The organism is Streptomyces sp. NRRL S-340 (assembly GCF_000720185.1).
Taxonomy (GTDB): domain Bacteria; phylum Actinomycetota; class Actinomycetes; order Streptomycetales; family Streptomycetaceae; genus Streptomyces.
Genome location: NZ_JOIY01000036.1, coordinates 23,924 through 41,659, shown reverse-complemented (window position 1 = coordinate 41,659; position 17,736 = coordinate 23,924). Strand labels below are relative to the sequence as shown.

Genomic DNA, 17,736 nt, shown 5'->3' with positions numbered 1-17,736 from the left:
ACCTGCTCCTCGGGCCCCGGCCGCTACTCTTTCCGGCCCCAGGCCGAGAACATCGGGGCCGTGGCCAGGTCCATGGTGCCGGTGGCCACATTGGCCAGGTGGCGGTCGATCTCCTCGTCGGTGGCCAGGCCCGCGGCGACGAGCCGGTCACGGATCTGACGGACCGTGGCGGACTCCAGGGCGGCGCACGCAGCCGAGGTGACCGGGAAGTAGGCGTCGGCCTCTACCTGGTGCAGCCCCGCCTCGCGCAGCAGACGCGGGAGCGTGCGCCCGTACGACAGATCGGCTCCGCGGTCGGCGAGCAGTCGGCGGAACCCGCGCCGCAGCCGGTTCGCCAGTTCCTCGGCGGGACCGTGTTCGTCGGGACAGAGCAGCGGCTGCAACGCGGGGTCGGCGTCCTCCAGCAGCAGGCGTCCGCCGGGACGCAGCGCCGCGATCATGGACCGCAGCGCCTTGTGCCGGTCGGGTACGTGGACCAGGACGAGCCGGGCGTGCACCAGGTCGAAGCCCTCCCCCGGCGGTTCCTCGGCACCGACGTCGTGCACGCGCACCTCGACCGGCGGCCGGGCGGCTGCGGCGAGCCGGGTGGTGTCGATGTCGGTCGCGACGACCTGGCCGGTGGGGCCGACGCGATCGGCCAGCCAGGAGACGACGGACGTGCCGCCCGCGCCGACCTCCCAGCACCGCCACCCGCGCTGCACTCCGAGCGCGTCGAGGTGCCGGAAGGTCGTGGGGTCGAAGAGGTGGGCGAAGGCCTCGAACCGCTCGCCCGCCTCGGTCTGCCGGTTGCCGAGGAGGTATCCGTCGCCGTGGGTCATACCCCGATCATGCCGCCGCACCGTCGAACGGACGAACGCCGGACGGTCGGAGCCGAGACGGACGCCGCACGGTCGCAGCCGGAGCCGAGACGGACGCCGGACGGTCGCAGCCGAGGCGGTCAGCCGTTCCATGCCGGGTGGCGTGGGTCGTCGGCGCGGACCAGGACGTCCGCCGTGGCGGCCGGGTCGGTCTCGGCCTCGTAGCGTTCGAAGGCGGGCAGCGTCCAGTGCTCCGTCTCCGGCGTGCGGCGGCGCAGGGCACCCGGCGAGAGCAGGACGTGGACGCTCAGGTCGAACGGGAACCAGTGCCGCAGCAGCAGGGGGCCGTGCAGCAACAGCAGCCCGCCGGGCGGGAGCGGGACGCGGGAGCTGCGGGTGGCCCGGTCGGTGCCCGGGTCCCACAGGTCCGGCAGGACCCGGCCGTCCCCGCCGGGCTCGAGCGGGCCGAAGACCTCGCGCCAGAGGGCGCCCGTGTCGAGCCAGCCGTCGTAGTAGGAGTCCACGTCCCGGTGGCCGTGTTCGAGCCGGAGGGAGGCCGGGCGCAGGAACCCCTCGGTGCCGATGACGAGGGACGGTCTGCCGCGCACCCGCAGCGTCTCGCTGACGCGTTCGGCCAGGTCGCCCGGGCGGGCGGCGGGAGCACCGTCGAAGGCGACGCGGGGCCAGACACCGCCGTCGCCCGGTTCCAGGTCGAGCAGCCGTTCGACCAGGAGGTCGCCGAGTCGTTCCCAGGTGATCGCTTCGAGTCGCACAGGGTCATGATGCGGCAGGCGGCAGGGCGGGTGGCCGGGGGCCGCTACGGGAATGAACCTCCCATGGGCCGCCCTCCGCCTCCCCCGCCCCCGACCGCCCCGCTCACGCCGGGGCTCCTCGTCGTCCAGCCGCTGCGGAAGAAGCACTGTGCGGCATGCCGCCGCGGGCCCCTGTCCCTGCTCGTCCTGGAGGAGGGGCGGCCCCGCTGTCTGGGCTGTGCCGACCTCGGCCACCTGCTGTTCCTGCCGCGCGGCGACACCGCACTGACCCGCAGGGCGCGTGAGGAGAGCACGCTGTCGGCGGTGGTGGTGCGGTTCAGCCGGCGCCGCGGCCGGTACGAACGGCAGGGACTCCTCGTGGAGGAGGCGGCTCTGGCCCGGGCGGAGGAGCGGTGCCTGGCGGACGCCGAGGCACGTCGGCGGCGGCGGGCCCGGGACGCGCGGCGGCGGGCGGCGCAGGACGTACGGTTCACGGAGGCCTTCGCGGCGGAGATCCGACGGCTGTTCCCCGGCTGTCCGGCCGGGCGTGCCCACGACATCGCGGCGCACGCCTCGGCGCGCGGCAGCGGCCGGGTCGGGCGCAGCGCGGCGGGCCGGGCGCTGTCCGAGGGCGCGGTCCTCTGCGCGGTGCGGGCCTCGGTCCGGCACCTGGACACCCCCTACGACCGGCTGCTGATGGAGAAAGTGGCACGGCACGAGGCCCGTCGGCTCACGGCGGACGCCGTGGAGTCGGTGCTGCGGGCGTGGCGGGAGGAGCGGGAGGAGCGGGAGGAGGACGGCGTGCGCCGCGCGGCCTGAGAGGGAGGGGCCGCGCACTCTGCGCGTGCGGCCGGGGCGACGTATCGTGGCCGCAGGAGTGCCGCGCGTGGCGGGAAGGGTGCCGCCCGATCACAAGGGAGACGGCCATGGCCGATCCCAAGGGTTTCATGAACACGCCCCGCGAGGAGTGGCCCCGCAGGCCGGTCCGGGAACGGGTGGGCGACTGGGACGAGGTGTACGTCCCAGGGGCGCTGCTGCCCATCATCAGTCGGCAGGCCGACCGTTGCATGGACTGCGGAGTCCCGTTCTGCCATGACGCCTGTCCGCTGGGCAACCTGATCCCCGAGTGGAACGACCTGGTATCCAGGGAGGACTGGCGGGCGGCGAGCGACCGGCTGCACGCGACGAACAACTTCCCCGAGTTCACCGGGCGGTTGTGCCCGGCGCCCTGCGAGGCGGGGTGCGTGCTCGCGATCAACCAGCCGGCCGTCACCATCAAGAACGTCGAGTGCGCCATCGCCGACCGCGCCTGGGAGGAAGGTTTCACCCCGCCGCGCCCGCCGGACCGGCTGTCGGGGCGCACGGTGGCGGTGATCGGCTCGGGCCCGACCGGACTCGCCGCGGCCCAGCAGCTCACCCGCGCGGGACACACCGTCGCCGTGTACGAGAAGGACGACCGGCTCGGCGGCCTGATGCGGTACGGCATCCCGGAGTTCAAGATGGAGAAGCGCCGTCTGGAGCGCCGGCTGGAGCAGATGCGGACCGAGGGGACCCGGTTCCGTACGTCGACCGCGGTCGGGCGGGACGTCGCGGCGGCGGAGCTGCGCGCGCGCTACGACGCGGTGGTGATCGCCACGGGGGCGACGGCCTGGCGGGAACTCGACGTGCCGGGCCGTGAGTTGTCCGGGGTGCGGCAGGCGATGGAGTACCTTCCGCTGGCCAACCGGGTGTGCGAGGGCGACCTCCGGGTCTCACCGCTGTCCGCGGCGGGCCGCCATGTGGTCATCGTGGGCGGCGGTGACACGGGCGCCGACTGTCTGGGCACGGCGGTGCGGGAGGGCGCCGCGTCCGTGACCCAGCTGGACATCTACGCCCAGCCCGGCACGGAGCGCGACGAGGAGAGCGAGCCGTGGCCGACCTACCCGAAGCTCTACCGGCTCTCGGCCGCGCACGAGGAGGCCGGTGCGCTGCGGACGGCGCCCGCCGCGGACGCGGACGCACGCCTGTTCGCGGCGTCCACGCTCCGTTTCACCGGCAACGGGCAGGGACACGTGCGCGAGCTGCACCTGACCGAAGTGGACGCGCGGCGACGCCCGTTGCCCGGCACCGAGCGCACGCTGCCGGCCGATCTGGTGCTGCTCGCGCTCGGTTTCTCCGGACCGGACCGGGAGGACGGTCTCGTGGACCAGCTGGGGATCGAACTCGCGCCGCGGGGCACCGTCGTGCGGGGACCCGACTTCGCGACCTCTGTTCCCGGCGTGTTCGCGGCCGGGGACGCGGCACGCGGGCAGTCGCTGATCGTGTGGGCCATCGCGGAGGGACGGGCGGTGGCGGCGGCGGTCGACCGGTACCTGACGGGCAGTTCACACCTTCCGGCACCGATCGGGCCCTACGACCGTCCCATGGCGGTGTAGTCCGTCACCGGCGCGCGAGCCGGCGGCCGGTGACGGTCAGGGCAGCTCAGGTGCGGGGCAGGGCAGCTCAGGCAGTTCGGTTCCAGTCGGGTCAGCTCATGCGGCGCTCCGTGAGCGGCTGACGCCGTCGGAGCCGCAGGAGTCGTAGGAGTCGTAGGAGCTATCGGGGTCGTAGGGGCCATCGGGGTCGTGGGGGCTGTCGAAGCCGCCGGGGTCCGACATGATCAAGTCCGTACCAAAATTAGGAAGTCGAGCAAGCAGAACGGCGCACGCCGGTCAGGAGAGCAGGAAGTCGGCCACCCCCGCCTTGGCGCCTTCGATGAAGGCGGTCATCTCGTCGGTGGTGTAGATGAGGGCCGGCCCGTCCGGGTCGGTCGACTGGCGCACCGCGATCCGGCCGTCGGCCAGCTTCATCGCCTCCAGGCAGTTGCCCCCGTTGCCGCCGCTCCACGGCTTGTGCCAGCCTTCACTGCCCAGTTCCCTGGCAGGCATGCCGTTGTAGATCCGCTCGCCGCGGAGCCGCCGGCCGCGACGGCTCGGCGAGGGCTGGGACGTGATGCGATCCATTCACAGCTCCTTGCGGAGATCCCGGAGGATCTCCTTCGTGCGATGTGCCGTAGCGGCCTGCGCCGCCATGCGGTCCATGACCTCGAGGTGGGTCGCCACCTCGCTGCGCGCGTCCAGGTAGACGGCGCCGGTCAGGTACTCGCTGTAGACCATGTCCGGCAGTTCGGGCATGGCGAATCGGAACAGCACGAAGGGCCCGTACGTGCCGGGGTGCGGCCCCGAGGAGAACGGGGCGACCTGCAGCGTCACGTTGGGCAGCTTCGTGGCGTCGAGCAATCTGTCGATCTGGGCACGCATCACCTCCGGGCCGCCGACCGGGCGGCGCAGCGCGGTCTCGTCCAGGACGACCCAGAACCGGGGCGCGTCGGGACGGGTGAGCAGGTCCTGGCGTTGCATGCGGAGCGCGACATGGCGCTCGATGTCCTCGGGGCTGGTCTGTCCTATGGCGCCCGAGGTGAGCACTCCGCGCGCGTAGTCCTCGGTCTGGAGGAGTCCGGGCACGAAGTGGGGTTCGTAGGAGCGGATGAGCGCGGCGGCGCCCTCCAGGCTGACGTACATCGAGAACCAGCCCGGCAGGATGTCGTGGAACCGCTGCCACCAGCCGGGCCGGTTGGCGTCCTCGGCCAGTTGCACGAAGGCCTCGGCCTCGTCGTCCGGGATGCCGTACGCCTTCAGCAGCAGTTGCAGGTAGGGGATCTTGAGGGCGACCTCGGCCATCTCCATCCTGCGGACGGTGGCGGGGGCGACGCGGAGGATGCGAGCCGCCTCCTCACGCTTGAGCCCCGCGCGTTCCCGCAGGTCGAGCAGGCGTCGGCCGAGCACGACCTGGCCGACCGTCGGCGCGGACCGCGGTTCGCTCACACTCCACCTCCACCTGAGAAGTCCCGAGGGCTCCTCGCGGGTCCGCTGACCCGCGACGGGCCCGGACGGCCCTGAAGAATCCCGACAGGCCTGCGGCGCCATTCGAAGATTCATTCGAGGACCCGGCGGATCCTCGGACGATCTCAACTGGCGCCGCGCGACATGCTGTTGCGAGCAGTGTGCCACGGCCCCTCACCGCGTCACACAGCACTCTGCATTTTTCATAGTGACACTTGCCAAGTGTTCACGGCGGGGAGATAGTGGCAAGCGTGATTCCGTCCCCGCCCTTAGGAACAGACGCCGCCGCGGGCCTCCTCGCCCCCGGCGCCGCCACGGGAGCGGGCCCCACCGGGGCCGTTGCCGAGCGCCGGTTCCGTTTCGAACTGGCCGCACATCCGGGTTCCCCCGCACAGGCCAGACAGCTGACCAGACGCCGGCTGACCGGCTGGTCGGTGTGCGAGGACACCTGCGACACCGCGGCCCTGGTCGTCTCCGAGCTGGTCACCAACGCCATCGTGCACACGGCGAGCAACCAGATCGTCTGCGAGCTGCTCGACGGTGACGACCTGGTGCGCATATCCGTGCGTGACGAGGGCTGCGCCCCGGGTGAGCCCCACCCGTCGCCGCAGCGGCCGGAGGAGGAGCACGGCAGGGGCCTGCTTCTCGTCGAGGCCCTGTGTCGCGCCTGGGGTGCGCAGGAACAGGGTCCCGGGCTGGTGGTGTGGGCGGAGCTGCCCCGCGCGGCCGGCGCGGCGGAGGCGAGCGACGGTCTGCCGGACACGCGGGAACTCCCGGCACCGCACGGAGTCCCGGCACCGGCGGGAGTCCCGGCCGCCGTGCCCGGCGCGGTCCCGGACCCGCACGGGGCGGAGGAAGCGCAGGACGTACGGGAAACGCAGGACGTACGGGAAGACGTACCGGAGGTCCGCGGGGACCTCGGCTGGGGAGCCCGTCCCAAGCCGGCACCGGCCCGCCAGCCCGGCCACGAGGACGACCCCCGGGCGGCACGGGAGACCCGGAAGACGGCGCAGGCGGGGCACGCGGGACAGACGCGGGGGGCGGCGGCGCACCCCGTCCTGCCCGGACCGCAGGGCCCGCACGTCCCGCACGGCCACAGTCCCCACCTGCCGCACGCCCCGCAGCCCCCGCACGGGATGCACGGAGCGCATGGACCTCAGACACCTCACGGGCCCCACTCGCCCCAGGCGCATGTCGGGCCGCAGGCGCCCCATGGCTGGCAAGGGCCGCATCCCGCGCAGACATCCCACTTCCCGCAGGCAGCACAGGGAACGCGACCGCAGGAACCTCATGGAACGGGGGCCGTATGGCTGTGAGCGGTGCTTCCGGCTCCGGTCGGGTGATCAGCCTGGACACCCTCGTACGCCTCGGGCGCGCGACGCGTGCGCCTGGCGCTCCCGGTGGTCCGGACCGGTCCGGTCCGCCGCTCCGGCTGGCCCTTCCCGAGGGCATGACCCTTCCGCTGGGCTGTGACGCGGTGGCGGTTCCCGCCCGCTTCGGCCCCCAGCTGATGCCCCGGCTGCCGCGCGTGGGCTGCGTCTACGCCGACGCGACGCACTGGTGGTGGATCGTGCCCTCGGACTCCGACTACGCGCTCCGCTGGCCGGCCGCCGCGCACTACGCGACCGGCGCGGTCCTGCCGGACACCGCACGCGACCGGTTGCCCGCCCTCATCCACCGCCCCGACGGACCGGTGCCCTACACGCCGCCGATCCCGCTCTACCTGGCAGTGTGCCGGGTGACGGGCGCGACACCGGCCTGGTCCCGCCCCGTCAGCGCCTGAGCTGCCGCCCCCGACGGACGTCCGCACACCCTCGCGCCACCGCGCGCCTCCCGGACGCCCGCGCTCCCGCACGCCCTCCGGCAGGCGTCCGCGTGCCGGGGCACGCGCCGGGATCAGACGGCCGCGCCCGCACGCCGGGGTACGCGCCGGGTTCAGGCGGTCACGTCACCGCCGCCCTCGGCGCCCCTGACGATCACCAGGAAAGTGTCCGTCGCGAGGTCCATCACGACCTCGGCGGGCAGGCCCTCCAGACGCCGCGCATGCGCGAACTCCTCCGCCGGCCACGATCCGCGCGGACCACCGGCGGGAAAGCGCTCGAGCACCGTTCGCCCGTTCACCCTGCACCTCCTGTCGAGCTGTTCTCCTAGAGTTAAACGCCAAGCATGGGGTGAACGCCTCGCCCAGTGACGGTACTGAGACGTAGTTGACACGAGTTCAACGCCGAAAGTGGGTCTCACCTCACACTTTCGGCCCAGACGATCACCTTCCGCTTCGCTCCGTGCACCGTTCGTGTTCACACGTTCGTGTCTTTCGGCAGGGCGCCCACCGCGTCGCCGAGGACGTGTCCGGCCTCGGCGACGGCCCGTCTCAGCGCCGTGGGGGAGGCGGTCAGGCCGGTGAGGATGCCGTCGACGCGGCCCAGGCCCGCGCGGTCGACCAGCCCCTTGTCGTTGGTGACCCACTCTCCCCGCGCGGCCAGCACCGCGTGGGCCGTCTGAGTCGTGGCGAGGGCGATCGCACCGGCGGTCTGGACGAGCGCGCCCTTGGCCGCGTGCCCGTCCTCCGCGTAGCCGAGGGTGGCCGTGGCCAGGCCGTACCAGTGTCCGGGCGCCGTCCGGCGCAGCTTCTCCGGGTACGCCGCCGGCTGCCGCAGCTCGCCGCGCAGCACCCGGTTGACCGCGAGTTCCGCCACCACCAGGTAGCTCGGGATCCCGGCGAGGTGGAAGAGCAGCGGTTCCACCCGGAACCGGCCCTCCTCCGCCTCGGCCCACTCGTGTTCCACGACGTCCAGGTCGCGGTAGTGGACGTCGACGTGGCGCCCGTCGACGGTCAGCCACGCGCCGCCGTTGAAGACGCCGCCACCCCAGCCGCCGATCGCGGAGACTTCGCCCGGCCAGCCCACGGCCCGCAGGTCGGCGGGGTCGAAACGTCCGCGGTAGTAGACCGCGAGGTCCCAGTCGCTGTCGGACCGGTGGGTGCCCTGGGCGCGCGAGCCGCCGAGGGCCACGGCCCGGACGCCGGGGAGCGCGGCGAGGCGGTCCGCGGTGGTGTCGAGGAAGACCTCGTCCGAAAGCTCCATACGCACCTTGTTCTCCGTTCTCCGTCTTCTAGTCCCCCGGCGTCCGCCGTTCCCCGGCGCCTTCAGATCGCCCGGCGCCCGCCGTTTCCCGGCGACTACTGACTCCCGCTGTCCGCCGCTCCCCGGCGCCTGCCCTTGTCCGCGTCCGCCGGGACCGCCGGTCGCGGGAAATTCGGGTGCGGCCACGTCCCCGGACGCGCATCATCGGCGGGTCGTCCGCCGTCCACCGCCGCCAACCGGCCGCCCCGGGAGCCCCGTTGATCCAGCACGTCACAGCATCCCGCCTCTGTCCGCCGCCCCGGCACTCGCACGTCCGCGTCGCCGAGGCGGGCACGCAGCCGGCCTTCCGCGCCGGATCCGTGCCGTGCGACGCCGGAGGCAACCTCGTCGGAGCGGATGCTCCCGTGCGCCGGGCCGGGCAGGTGAGCGCCCATCTCCCTGAGCGGCTCCGCGCGGTGGGCAGCGACCCGGCGCAGGTGCCGGCGACCGGCGCGGGGGCCGCGGGAGAGGGGCACGGCGCATGAGCGCGGCGGGCTCCGTGGTGCTGCGGCGGGCCGGTGCTCCCGATGCCCCGGCCGCGGCCGGCGTCTGGCTGCGGTCCTTCGCCGCCGCGCTGCCGACGGTCGTGCGGCCGCACTCCGACGACGAGGTGCGCGCGTACTTCCGGGACGTGGTGGTGCCCTTCCGGGAGACATGGGTCGCCGACGACCGCGGCGGGGCCGGTGTCGTCGGGCTCATGGTGCTCGACGGCGAGGAGTTGTCCCAGCTCTACCTCGAACCGGGGTGGCGGGGGCGGGGGTTGGGCGACCGGTTCGTCGCCCTGGCCAAGGAGCGCGTCCCGCGGGGGCTGACGCTGTGGACCTTCCAGGTCAACGAGCCCGCCCACCGTTTCTACGAGCGGCACGGCTTCGTCGCCGCCGAGTACACCGACGGCAGCGGGAACGAGGAACGGGAGCCGGACGTACGGTACGTCTGGCGCCCGTGAGGCCGGTCCCGCGGTCCGTTCCTTCAACCGCCGGTGCCGTACCGGTCCGTGGCCGCGACGAGCGCGTCCACCACGCCGGGCGCCGCCGCGTTGTGCCCCGCCTGGTCGACGATCACCAGTTCGCTGCCCGGCCAGGCCCGGTGCAGGCGCCAGGGCGTGCCGAGGAGGTTGCCGAGGTCGAGGCTGCCCTGGACCAGGGTGCCGGGGATGCCTCGCAGCAAGGGGGCGTCGCGCAGCACGACGCCCTCGTCGTTCCCCGCGCCGAGGAAGTGGTCGTTGCCGAAGTAGTGCGTCACCGTACGGGCGAAGGCCATGCGGAACGCCGGGTCCTCGTAGCGCGCCACGGAGCGCGGCGGTGCGGGGATGATCGCAGTCTCCCAGTCGGTCCAGGCGCGTGCCGCCCGCTCCCGTACCGCCGGGTCGGGCGACTCGATCAGCCCGTTGAAGGCGGCGGCGAGGTTGCCGGTGCGGTCGGCGTCCTCGGGCAGTGCGGCCAGGAACCGGGCGAAGGCGTCGGGGAAGATCCTGCCCAGACCATGGGTCAGCAGGGCCACCTCGGCGTTCGAACCGGTCGCGATCCCGGTCAGGACCAGTTCGGAGACGGCACCGGGACGGGTCTGGGCGTACCGCAGCGCCAGCACCGCCCCCCACGAGGCACCCCACACCAGCCACCGTTCGATGTCCAGGTGCCGGCGCAGCAGCTCCAGGTCGGCCAGCACGTGCGCGGTCGTGTTGACGCGCATGTCGGTGTCGTACGCGCTCGCGTGCGGTGTGGAGCGTCCGCAGCCGCGCTGGTCGAGCACCACGATCCGGTAGCGGGCCGGGTCGCAGTAACGCCGGTGGCCCGGGGTGCAGCCGGAGCCCGGCCCGCCGTGCAGCATCAGCGCCGGCTTGCCGTGCGGGTTGCCGCAGACCTCCCAGTACACGCGGTTGCCGTCACCGACGTCGAGCAGGCCGTGGTCGTACGGTTCGATCTCCGGATACAAGGGCATCGGCGCACCCTAGCCGCCGGCTACGGGCCCGTCCCCTCGTTTTCCGCCGCGCCCTCCTCCTTGTCCGCGTCCCCGGCCCCGGCCCCGGCTTCCGCCCCGGCCCCGGCCCCCGCGGACGGTGTGGCCGGCACCGGCGTGGTCGGCAGTCCCGCCGCTCGTGCCGCCGTCCGCAGGACGTCCCGGAGCATTCCGGGGGTGAGCCGGCCGGTGAAGGTGTTGCGCTGGCTCACGTGGAAGCAGCCGAAGAGGTCGAGTCCGTCGAGCGGCACGTGGGCGCCGTGGGCGAAGGCGGGGCGGGGACGCGGCACCGTCCAGCCCGCCTCGGTGAAGGCGGGCAGCGCGGCCTGCCAGCCGAACGCCCCGAGCACCACGACCGCCCGGAGGGTGGGCCGCAGCAGGTGCAGTTCCTGGACCAGCCAGGGTCGGCAGGTGTCCCGCTCGCCGGGCGTCGGTTTGTTGGCGGGCGGGGCGCAATGCACGGGCGAGGTGATGCGCACGCCGTACAGTTCCAGGCCGTCGTCGGCGGAGACGGAGGTCGGCTGAGAGGCCAGCCCGACGTCGTGGAGTGCCTTGTAGAGGACGTCACCGGAGCGGTCCCCGGTGAACATGCGGCCGGTGCGGTTGCCGCCGTGCGCGGCCGGTGCGAGCCCGACGATCAGCAGCCGTGCGTCCGGCGGCCCGAAGCCCGGCACGGGGCGGCCCCAGTACGTCCAGTCGGCGAACGCGGCCCGTTTGGTGCGGGCGATCTCCTCGCGCCAGGTCACCAGGCGCGGGCAGGCCCGGCACCGGGTGATCCGCTGGTCGAGAGCGGCAAGGCTGCTGGTGTCCATGCCTCCACCGTAATTTCGTGCGGGACGGTGGGGTCGGGAGACTAAGGTCGGGACCATGGCTTCGGGAGACGACATGGACCGCGACCAGGGCAGGGGCGGCGGGCGCGGACGGACGCGAGGGGCCTCCCCGCGGTCGTCCGCGGCGGCGGACGAGGCGGCGGCCGGTGGCGGCGCGGATGCGAAGGCCCGTGACACGGCCATCGCCACGGCCGGTGACACCGCGGATGTGACGGCTGGCGCCGCCGCGGGTCCGAAGACCGGTGCGGCCATTGTTCCGAAGACCGGTGGTGCTGAGGCCGACGGGGCAGGTGGTGCGGCGGAACCGAAGGGCACCGCCGGGATGGATCCCAAGGTCGCCGCCGCCGTCGCCGCCGCCGAGGCCGCCGGTCCGGGGCCTGGTGAGACCGTGCGGATCGACAGCTGGATCTGGGCCGTCCGCCTGGTCAAGACGCGCTCGGTCGGCGCGACCGCCTGCCGTGGCGGCCATGTCCGCGTGAACGGCGAGCGGGTCAAGCCCGCGCACTCCGTCCGGGTCGGCGACGAGGTCCGCCTGCGCGGCGAGGGCCGGGAGCGGATCGTCGTCGTCACGCGGCTGATCCGCAAGCGGGTCGGCGCGCCCGTGGCCGTCCAGTGCTACGTCGACAACTCGCCGCCGCCCCCGCCCCGCGAGGCCGTCGCTCCCGCGGGGGTCCGCGACCGCGGTGCCGGGCGCCCGACGAAGCGGGACCGTCGCGAGCTGGAGCGACTGCGCGACATGGGTGGCCTGGACGGGCCGAGCGGACCGGCGGGCCGGCCGCGGAGCCGGTAGCCCGTCCGGCGCGCCCGCGGCCGTGGAGACCGGCCGGGTCCCGCCACGGCCGCCCGGCGCCCGACGGCGCCAGTGGCGCCTGACGGCCGGAGCCACCACGGCCCGGCTCCACTCCCCGGGCCCTGACACCGGAGCCACCACCACCCGGCAGCACCGCCACGGTCCCGGAGCCACCACCGCCCGGCAGCACCGCCACGGTCCCGGAGCCACCACGGCCCTGCGTCGCCTTGTCGCCACGGCGGCGCCGTGACACCCCGGCTGCCCCATGGCTGCCCGGGCGGCAGCGCGGCCACCCGCTCCGTCGGCGGCCTGGCGCGGGGCGGGTTCAGCCCTGCCGGCGGGCCGTCCGCAGCAGGCGCGCGGTGGCGCCCCGCCGGGCCCACGCTATGAGGAGGAGCGGGACGATCAGGACGACCGGGGTCGCAGCGTTCTGCCCGTCGAAGACGGTGAGCTGGACGACGAACGCGCCCACCATCAGCGCGCCGAGGGCCAGCGCCGCGACCGACTGCAGCACCGGGACCAGCAGTGCGACCGCACCGGCCAGTTCGAGTGTGCCGATGACGTACATGCCCGCGCTGCCCCAGCCCATCCGGTCGAACGATTCGACGGCCGAAGGGTGCGCGATGAGCTTGGGAAGGGCGCTCGCGAAGGCGTAGAAGAGCGCGAGCAGCACCTGGACGGCGCGCAGGGCCACGGCGCGGGCGCGGCGGCCTCGGGCACCGGGTGCGGCGCCCTCGGCGGCGGCCGGGACCGGGGAGAGGAGGGAGGCTGCGGGGGCGGCGACGGTCTCGGGCATGGGGGTCTCCTGCGGGAAGCGGTCAGCGGGCTGCTGTACAGAAGGAAGACCGGTCTCCGTGGCGGAACTCATCGCCGTCCGGTCTGTTCCTCGGGTGACGGCCGCACCAGGTGCAGTCCGAGGGGAGCCGCGTGTCGGTCTTCGGGCCGGCCAGCCGGTCCGTACAACGGGCCGTGTCCGCGCCGCCGTTCCGCGGCCTGGCACGGTTCACCCGGTCGGGTGAGACCCGGTGGCGCGGGCCCCCGGCGAGCGGTGCGGCCGCCGGTGGTCCCTTTGGTGTACGCCCCGCAGAAGAGTACGTTGCAAGGAGAAGTGGTGAGCGGTGATGCGTACCGGCAGTGAACCGACGACCGCGCGCAGTGCTCTGCGGGCGCGCTTCTGGCTGTGCCTGTGGGGGCTGGCCTGGGCGATGTTCGGCACCGCCGTGTTCGTACTGCTCGGCCGGCCCGGGTGGGCGGCGGCGTGCGGTGTGCTGTGGCTGGTGATCGCCGTCGACTTCGCGGTCGTCGTGCGGCATCTGCGGCAGGGGGCGCACTACCAGCCGGGCCGTGACGTCCCGCCGTACCGGCCTCCGGAGGGGCGGGACGGGTAGCCGCCCGAGGGGCCGCGGCCCGAAGGCGCGGCGGCGCGTCGGGCGGGACGGTCAGGTGTCGAACTTGGCGCGCTGAAGGTACTCGGGGTTCGGGTCCAGTGCGGCCGCCAGCCGGAAGTGACGCTTGGCCAGGTCGGCACGGCCCTGCCGCTCGTAGGTGCGGGCCAGCGCGAAGTGCGCGAACGCGTTGTCCGGCTCCCGCTCCAGGACGATGGTGAACTCCAGCTCGGCGGGTCTCAGTTGCGCGGCGGCGAAGAACGCGCGGGCGCGCAGCAGCCGGGCCGCCGTGTTCTCGGGGTGCGCGGCGATGACTCCGTCGAGCAGCTTCACCGCGCCCCGTGGGTCCCGCGCGGCGAGCAGCTGTTCGGCGGCACGAAAGTCGATGACATGCGTCTCCGGAGTACGTCCGGGGGAACCGCTGGTCTCGGGCACGGCAAAGTCCTTCCCTTGCTGGAAGGGTTCAACGCCCCGGCCGGACAACCGTATTCCGGCGGGCACCCGGGGTGAGGTGCGGCACAGGCGGGCACCGGACGTGGCGGACGGCTGTCCGTGCGGCCGTCGGACGCCGCGCGCGCCGCCCCCGGCCCGTCCCTGGGTTTCCCCGGTGGCCTGGCCCCGGGTGTCCGCCGGGCCGGGCCGGGCCTCCCCCGGTGTCTCCAGCGCGTGTCCCCGGGTGTCTCCGCGGACCTGGCCCTGGGCCTCCGGACCTATCCCTGGGTCTCCGCGGACGGGCGGTGCGGGCCGCGGGCCCGGTGGACCAGTTCCGTCCAGACCTCCCGGACCCGCTCCCGAAGCCGCTCCAGCGGGACGTCGTTGTCGATGACGATGTCGGCGATCTCCAGGCGCTTGCCCCGGGTGGCCTGGGCGGCCATGCGGGCGCGTGCGTCCTCCTCGGTCATGCCGCGCAGCCGTACGAGCCGGTCGAGCTGGGTCTCGGGGCTCGCGTCGACGACGATCACGAGGTCGTACAGCGGTGCGAGGCCGTTCTCGGTGAGGAGCGGGACGTCGTGGACCACGACGGCGTCCTCGTCGGCGGCCTCTTCGAGCAGGCGGGAGCGGGCACCCACCAGGGGGTGCACGATCTTGTTCAGCACGGCGAGCCGCTCGGGGTCGGCGAAGACGATGGCTCCCAGGCGGGGCCGGTCCAGGCTGCCGTCCGCGGCGAGTACCTCCTCGCCGAAGGCGTCGACGACCGCGGCGAGGCCGGGCGTGCCCGGGGCGACCACCTCCCGGGCGATGCGGTCGGCGTCGATCAGCACCGCGCCGCACTCCACGAGCAGCCGTGACACCTCGCTCTTACCGGCTCCGATGCCCCCGGTCAGGCCCACCTTCAGCATGTGCCGCAGCTTAGGCCCTGGCGTGCGCGGCCGGCCCGGCGGGCGTCAGTTCTCGCCCTCCCGCTCGGCCAGGAAGCGTTCGAACTCGCGGCCGATCTCGTCGGCGGACGGGATCTCGACGGGCTCGGCGAGCATGTTGCCCCGGGTCTCGGCGCCCGCGGCGGCGTCGTACTGGTGCTCCAGTCCCTGCACGAGGGAGGTGAGTTCCTCGTCGCCCTCACGGATCTGCCGGTCGATCTCGGTCTGCGTGCGGTGGGCGTCGTTGCGCAGGGAGTGGGCGACGCTCGGCAGGACCAGGCCGGTGGCCGCCGTGATGGCTTCCAGCACGGTCAGTGCCGCGTCGGGGTACGGAGAGCGGGCGATGTAGTGCGGGACGTGCGCGGCGACGCCCAGGACGTCGTGCCCGGCCTCCATCAGCCGGTACTCCACCAGGGCCTCGGCGCTGCCGGGGACCTGCGCCTCGTCGAAGGGGCTGCGGTGGCCAGGGACGAGGTCGCTGCGGTTGCCGTGCGGGGTGAGACCGACCGGGCGGGTGTGCGGGACGCCCATGGGAATGCCGTGGAAGTTGACCGCCAGGCGCACGCCCAGCCGCTCCACGATCTCCCGCACGGCGGCGGAGAAGCGCTCCCACTCGACGTCCGGTTCGGGGCCGGACAGCAGCAGGAACGGCGCTCCCGTGGCGTCCTGGACGAGGCGCACCTCGATCGCCGGCTCCTCGTACTCGGTCCAGCGGTCGCGCTTGAAGGTCAGCAGGGGGCGGCGGGCCCGGTAGTCCACGAGCCGGTCGTGGTCGAAGCGCGCCACGAGCTGGTGGGGCAGGGAATCGAGCAGCCGGTCGACGATCTGGTCGCCGGTCTCCCCCGCGTCGATGTATCCGTCGAAGTGGTAGAGCATGACGAGCCCGGCCGACTCCTGTGCGAGCGCCATGTCGACGACCGCCAGGCCCTTCGGCTCCCATGCGTACAAACCCTGCGGATCAAGCACTGTGACCGCCCCTCCTCGTGTTCGTAGGTTCACAACGAGGAACGGGGCGCGGGCATTCCCCGACGCCGCACGATCACCCGGAATCGTGACGACGGAGTCTTCCGCCGCGGTCACGGGCGAGGCGGGCGGGTGGGGCGGGCGCCTTGTGCGGGTACGGCCGCGGCCCGTACCCCCGGGCGGGGGGTACGGGCCGCGGTCAACGGCTTGCGCCTAGCAGCGGTGAGCGGTCAGCTCTGGCCGCCGGCCAGCTTCTCGCGCAGGGCAGCCAGGGCCTCGTCCGAAGCGAGCGCGCCGGAGCTGTCGCCACCCTCGGAGGAGTACGAACCGCCACCGGAGGCGGCCGGAGCGGCAGCCTCGCCACCCTCGGCAGCGGCCTTCTCGTCCGCCTCGCGGGACTTGATGACCTGCGCCTGGTGCTGCTCGAAGCGGGACTGCGCCTCGGCGTACTGGCGCTCCCACTCCTCGCGCTGCTTCTCGTAACCCTCGAGCCAGTCGTTGGTCTCGGGGTCGAAGCCCTCGGGGTAGATGTAGTTGCCCTGGTCGTCGTAGGACGCGGCCATGCCGTACAGGGTCGGGTCGAACTCGACCGCCGACGGGTCGGCACCGAAGGACTCGTTGGCCTGCTTCAGCGAGAGGCTGATGCGACGGCGCTCGAGGTCGATGTCGATGACCTTGACGAAGATCTCGTCGTTGACCTGGACGACCTGCTCCGGGATCTCCACGTGGCGCTCGGCCAGCTCGGAGATGTGGACCAGACCCTCGATGCCCTCGTCCACGCGGACGAACGCACCGAACGGAACCAGCTTCGTGACCTTGCCGGGCACGACCTGGCCGATCTGGTGGGTCCGGGCGAACTGCTGCCACGGGTCTTCCTGGGTCGCCTTCAGCGACAGGGAGACGCGCTCGCGGTCCATGTCGACGTCGAGGACCTCGACGGTGACCTCCTGGCCGACCTCGACGACCTCGGAGGGGTGGTCGATGTGCTTCCAGGACAGCTCGGAGACGTGGACCAGACCGTCGACGCCACCCAGGTCCACGAAGGCACCGAAGTTGACGATCGAGGAGACCACACCGGAGCGGACCTGACCCTTCTGCAGGGTCGTGAGGAACGTCTGGCGGACCTCGGACTGGGTCTGCTCCAGCCAGGCACGGCGGGACAGGACCACGTTGTTGCGGTTCTTGTCCAGCTCGATGATCTTCGCCTCGAGCTCCTTGCCCACGTAGGGCTGGAGGTCGCGGACGCGGCGCATCTCGACCAGGGAGGCCGGAAGGAAGCCGCGGAGGCCGATGTCGAGGATGAGACCACCCTTGACGACCTCGATGACGGTACCGGTGACGATGCCGTCCTCTTCCTTGATCTTCTCGATGGTGCCCCAGGCACGCTCGTACTGGGCGCGCTTCTTCGAGAGGATCAGGCGGCCTTCCTTGTCCTCCTTCTGGAGAACAAGGGCCTCGATCTCGTCACCGACGGCGACGACCTCGTTCGGGTCGACGTCGTGCTTGATCGAGAGCTCGCGGCTCGGGATGACACCTTCGGTCTTGTAACCGATGTCGAGCAGGACCTCGTCCCGGTCGACCTTCACGATGACGCCGTCGACGATGTCGCCGTCGTTGAAGTACTTGATCGTCTCGTCGATCGCGGCGAGGAATGCTTCCTCGTTACCGATGTCGTTGACCGCTACCTGCGGGGTGGTGGCGGTGGTCTCGGTGCTGCTCGTCATGTGGGAAAGGGCTCCGGTACGGACATTGAAGTCGTAGGTACTGCTTACGCCGGGAGCCCGTTTCGCTCTGCAGAAGCCGGACAGCCAAGGAAGCCCCACACAAAACCGCTGGTGGCGCCTCGAAAACCGAGGGGACATACAACAGATGCGAGCGCAGCCTGCTCCGTCTGAGGCGCGCAGGCCCGCAGCGCAACTTGTA

The 17,736-nt window shown here is 73.1% G+C and carries 19 protein-coding genes and 2 pseudogenes; 7 read left to right on the top strand and 14 right to left on the bottom strand.

The annotated features are described in order from the left end of the window. Positions 1-23: 23 nt before the first annotated feature. Both IG64_RS26490 and IG64_RS26485 read right to left on the bottom strand, forming a co-directional pair. Positions 24-818: a methyltransferase domain-containing protein gene (locus tag IG64_RS26490; RefSeq protein WP_037860734.1), complete on the bottom strand. Its 795-nt coding sequence runs from the start codon at positions 816-818 to the stop codon at positions 24-26. A gap of 119 nt (positions 819-937) precedes the next feature. Beyond that, positions 938-1,570 carry a uridine kinase gene (locus tag IG64_RS26485; RefSeq protein ID WP_037860732.1) on the bottom strand — a complete coding sequence of 211 codons (633 nt, stop codon included), beginning with the start codon at positions 1,568-1,570 and terminating at the stop codon, positions 938-940. Positions 1,571-1,633: 63 nt separating this feature from the next. On the opposite strand from IG64_RS26485, the gene IG64_RS26480 reads away from it, so the two are divergent. Together IG64_RS26480 and IG64_RS26475 are read left to right on the top strand one after the other, a co-directional pair. Then, positions 1,634-2,368, top strand: coding sequence for a DUF2293 domain-containing protein (locus tag IG64_RS26480; protein ID WP_051813368.1), 735 nt, complete (start codon positions 1,634-1,636; stop codon positions 2,366-2,368). A gap of 107 nt (positions 2,369-2,475) precedes the next feature. Beyond that, the gene (locus tag IG64_RS26475) at positions 2,476-3,963 is read left to right on the top strand and encodes a glutamate synthase subunit beta (protein ID WP_037860731.1); all 1,488 of its coding nucleotides are present in this window, start codon (positions 2,476-2,478) and stop codon (positions 3,961-3,963) included. A gap of 96 nt (positions 3,964-4,059) precedes the next feature. On the opposite strand, the gene IG64_RS42905 is transcribed toward IG64_RS26475, so the two are convergent. Genes IG64_RS42905 through IG64_RS26465 form a run of 3 tightly spaced genes read right to left on the bottom strand, consistent with a single transcriptional unit; the run spans position 4,060 to position 5,391 of the window. Then, entirely contained in the window at positions 4,060-4,185 is a 126-nt protein-coding gene (locus tag IG64_RS42905; RefSeq protein WP_267883415.1) for a hypothetical protein, read from the bottom strand. A gap of 54 nt (positions 4,186-4,239) precedes the next feature. Further along, complete coding sequence (locus IG64_RS26470) at positions 4,240-4,530, bottom strand: DUF397 domain-containing protein (RefSeq protein WP_037860729.1); 291 nt, start codon at positions 4,528-4,530, stop codon at positions 4,240-4,242. Next, the gene (locus IG64_RS26465) at positions 4,531-5,391 is read right to left on the bottom strand and encodes a helix-turn-helix domain-containing protein (RefSeq protein WP_037860728.1); all 861 of its coding nucleotides are present in this window, start codon (positions 5,389-5,391) and stop codon (positions 4,531-4,533) included. A gap of 260 nt (positions 5,392-5,651) precedes the next feature. Here IG64_RS26465 and IG64_RS43325 point away from each other — a divergent pair. After that, positions 5,652-6,137, top strand: a pseudogene (locus tag IG64_RS43325) (ATP-binding protein); the annotation flags it as partial. A gap of 578 nt (positions 6,138-6,715) precedes the next feature. After that, a complete protein-coding gene (locus tag IG64_RS26455; protein WP_199811658.1) occupies positions 6,716-7,192 on the top strand; it encodes a hypothetical protein in 477 nt (158 codons plus the stop codon). Between the two features lie 152 nt (positions 7,193-7,344). On the opposite strand, the gene IG64_RS41250 is transcribed toward IG64_RS26455, so the two are convergent. Together IG64_RS41250 and IG64_RS26450 are read right to left on the bottom strand one after the other, a co-directional pair. Then, on the bottom strand, positions 7,345-7,530 hold the full coding sequence (locus IG64_RS41250) for a hypothetical protein (RefSeq protein WP_158771644.1): 186 nt from the start codon (positions 7,528-7,530) through the stop codon (positions 7,345-7,347). Positions 7,531-7,706: 176 nt separating this feature from the next. Beyond that, entirely contained in the window at positions 7,707-8,492 is a 786-nt protein-coding gene (locus tag IG64_RS26450) for a nucleotidyltransferase domain-containing protein (protein ID WP_037860723.1), read from the bottom strand. Positions 8,493-9,012: 520 nt separating this feature from the next. On the opposite strand from IG64_RS26450, the gene IG64_RS26440 reads away from it, so the two are divergent. Next, positions 9,013-9,477 carry a GNAT family N-acetyltransferase gene (locus IG64_RS26440; RefSeq protein ID WP_037860721.1) on the top strand — a complete coding sequence of 155 codons (465 nt, stop codon included), beginning with the start codon at positions 9,013-9,015 and terminating at the stop codon, positions 9,475-9,477. A gap of 23 nt (positions 9,478-9,500) precedes the next feature. On the opposite strand, the gene pip is transcribed toward IG64_RS26440, so the two are convergent. Together pip and IG64_RS26430 are read right to left on the bottom strand one after the other, a co-directional pair. Continuing rightward, positions 9,501-10,469, bottom strand: a complete 969-nt coding sequence (gene pip / locus IG64_RS26435) for a prolyl aminopeptidase (protein WP_037860720.1) — start codon at positions 10,467-10,469, stop codon at positions 9,501-9,503. Between the two features lie 140 nt (positions 10,470-10,609). Then, positions 10,610-11,299: pseudogene (locus tag IG64_RS26430) on the bottom strand (uracil-DNA glycosylase); the annotation flags it as partial. A 340-nt stretch (positions 11,300-11,639) separates the two neighbouring features. On the opposite strand from IG64_RS26430, the gene IG64_RS26425 reads away from it, so the two are divergent. Then, positions 11,640-12,107, top strand: a complete 468-nt coding sequence (locus IG64_RS26425) for an RNA-binding S4 domain-containing protein (protein WP_234438622.1) — start codon at positions 11,640-11,642, stop codon at positions 12,105-12,107. Positions 12,108-12,432: 325 nt separating this feature from the next. Here the strand turns inward: IG64_RS26425 and IG64_RS26415 are convergent, their stop codons facing one another. Beyond that, positions 12,433-12,903, bottom strand: coding sequence for a DoxX family protein (locus IG64_RS26415; RefSeq protein ID WP_037860716.1), 471 nt, complete (start codon positions 12,901-12,903; stop codon positions 12,433-12,435). Positions 12,904-13,228: 325 nt separating this feature from the next. Here IG64_RS26415 and IG64_RS26410 point away from each other — a divergent pair, with 325 nt between their 5' ends. After that, positions 13,229-13,495: a DUF6343 family protein gene (locus IG64_RS26410; RefSeq protein WP_037860715.1), complete on the top strand. Its 267-nt coding sequence runs from the start codon at positions 13,229-13,231 to the stop codon at positions 13,493-13,495. A 51-nt stretch (positions 13,496-13,546) separates the two neighbouring features. Here IG64_RS26410 and IG64_RS26405 read toward each other — a convergent pair whose 3' ends face one another. The 4 genes from IG64_RS26405 to rpsA form a co-directional block, all read right to left on the bottom strand. Further along, positions 13,547-13,927, bottom strand: a complete 381-nt coding sequence (locus IG64_RS26405) for a tetratricopeptide repeat protein (protein WP_037860714.1) — start codon at positions 13,925-13,927, stop codon at positions 13,547-13,549. 275 nt (positions 13,928-14,202) lie between these two features. Further along, positions 14,203-14,832 carry a dephospho-CoA kinase gene (gene coaE, locus IG64_RS26400; RefSeq protein ID WP_037860713.1) on the bottom strand — a complete coding sequence of 210 codons (630 nt, stop codon included), beginning with the start codon at positions 14,830-14,832 and terminating at the stop codon, positions 14,203-14,205. A 45-nt stretch (positions 14,833-14,877) separates the two neighbouring features. Next, a complete protein-coding gene (locus tag IG64_RS26395) occupies positions 14,878-15,816 on the bottom strand; it encodes a PAC2 family protein (RefSeq protein WP_037860712.1) in 939 nt (312 codons plus the stop codon). A 227-nt stretch (positions 15,817-16,043) separates the two neighbouring features. After that, complete coding sequence (gene rpsA / locus IG64_RS26390; RefSeq protein ID WP_037860711.1) at positions 16,044-17,537, bottom strand: 30S ribosomal protein S1; 1,494 nt, start codon at positions 17,535-17,537, stop codon at positions 16,044-16,046. Positions 17,538-17,736 lie beyond the last annotated feature (199 nt).

What these genes read in the sequence shown, in the direction of transcription:
- IG64_RS26490 (WP_037860734.1), bottom strand. Translation starts at nt 818, where the DNA reads ATGACCCACGGCGACGGATACCTCCTCGGCAACCGGCAGACCGAGGCG.
- IG64_RS26440 (WP_037860721.1), top strand. Translation starts at nt 9,013, where the DNA reads ATGAGCGCGGCGGGCTCCGTGGTGCTGCGGCGGGCCGGTGCTCCCGAT.
- IG64_RS26415 (WP_037860716.1), bottom strand. Translation starts at nt 12,903, where the DNA reads ATGCCCGAGACCGTCGCCGCCCCCGCAGCCTCCCTCCTCTCCCCGGTC.
- IG64_RS42905 (WP_267883415.1), bottom strand. Translation starts at nt 4,185, where the DNA reads ATGTCGGACCCCGGCGGCTTCGACAGCCCCCACGACCCCGATGGCCCC.
- IG64_RS26410 (WP_037860715.1), top strand. Translation starts at nt 13,229, where the DNA reads ATGCGTACCGGCAGTGAACCGACGACCGCGCGCAGTGCTCTGCGGGCG.
- IG64_RS26455 (WP_199811658.1), top strand. Translation starts at nt 6,716, where the DNA reads ATGGCTGTGAGCGGTGCTTCCGGCTCCGGTCGGGTGATCAGCCTGGAC.
- rpsA (WP_037860711.1), bottom strand. Translation starts at nt 17,537, where the DNA reads ATGACGAGCAGCACCGAGACCACCGCCACCACCCCGCAGGTAGCGGTC.
- IG64_RS26480 (WP_051813368.1), top strand. Translation starts at nt 1,634, where the DNA reads ATGGGCCGCCCTCCGCCTCCCCCGCCCCCGACCGCCCCGCTCACGCCG.
- coaE (WP_037860713.1), bottom strand. Translation starts at nt 14,832, where the DNA reads ATGCTGAAGGTGGGCCTGACCGGGGGCATCGGAGCCGGTAAGAGCGAG.
- IG64_RS26475 (WP_037860731.1), top strand. Translation starts at nt 2,476, where the DNA reads ATGGCCGATCCCAAGGGTTTCATGAACACGCCCCGCGAGGAGTGGCCC.
- IG64_RS26450 (WP_037860723.1), bottom strand. Translation starts at nt 8,492, where the DNA reads ATGGAGCTTTCGGACGAGGTCTTCCTCGACACCACCGCGGACCGCCTC.
- pip (WP_037860720.1), bottom strand. Translation starts at nt 10,469, where the DNA reads ATGCCCTTGTATCCGGAGATCGAACCGTACGACCACGGCCTGCTCGAC.
- IG64_RS26425 (WP_234438622.1), top strand. Translation starts at nt 11,640, where the DNA reads ATGGATCCCAAGGTCGCCGCCGCCGTCGCCGCCGCCGAGGCCGCCGGT.
- IG64_RS26470 (WP_037860729.1), bottom strand. Translation starts at nt 4,530, where the DNA reads ATGGATCGCATCACGTCCCAGCCCTCGCCGAGCCGTCGCGGCCGGCGG.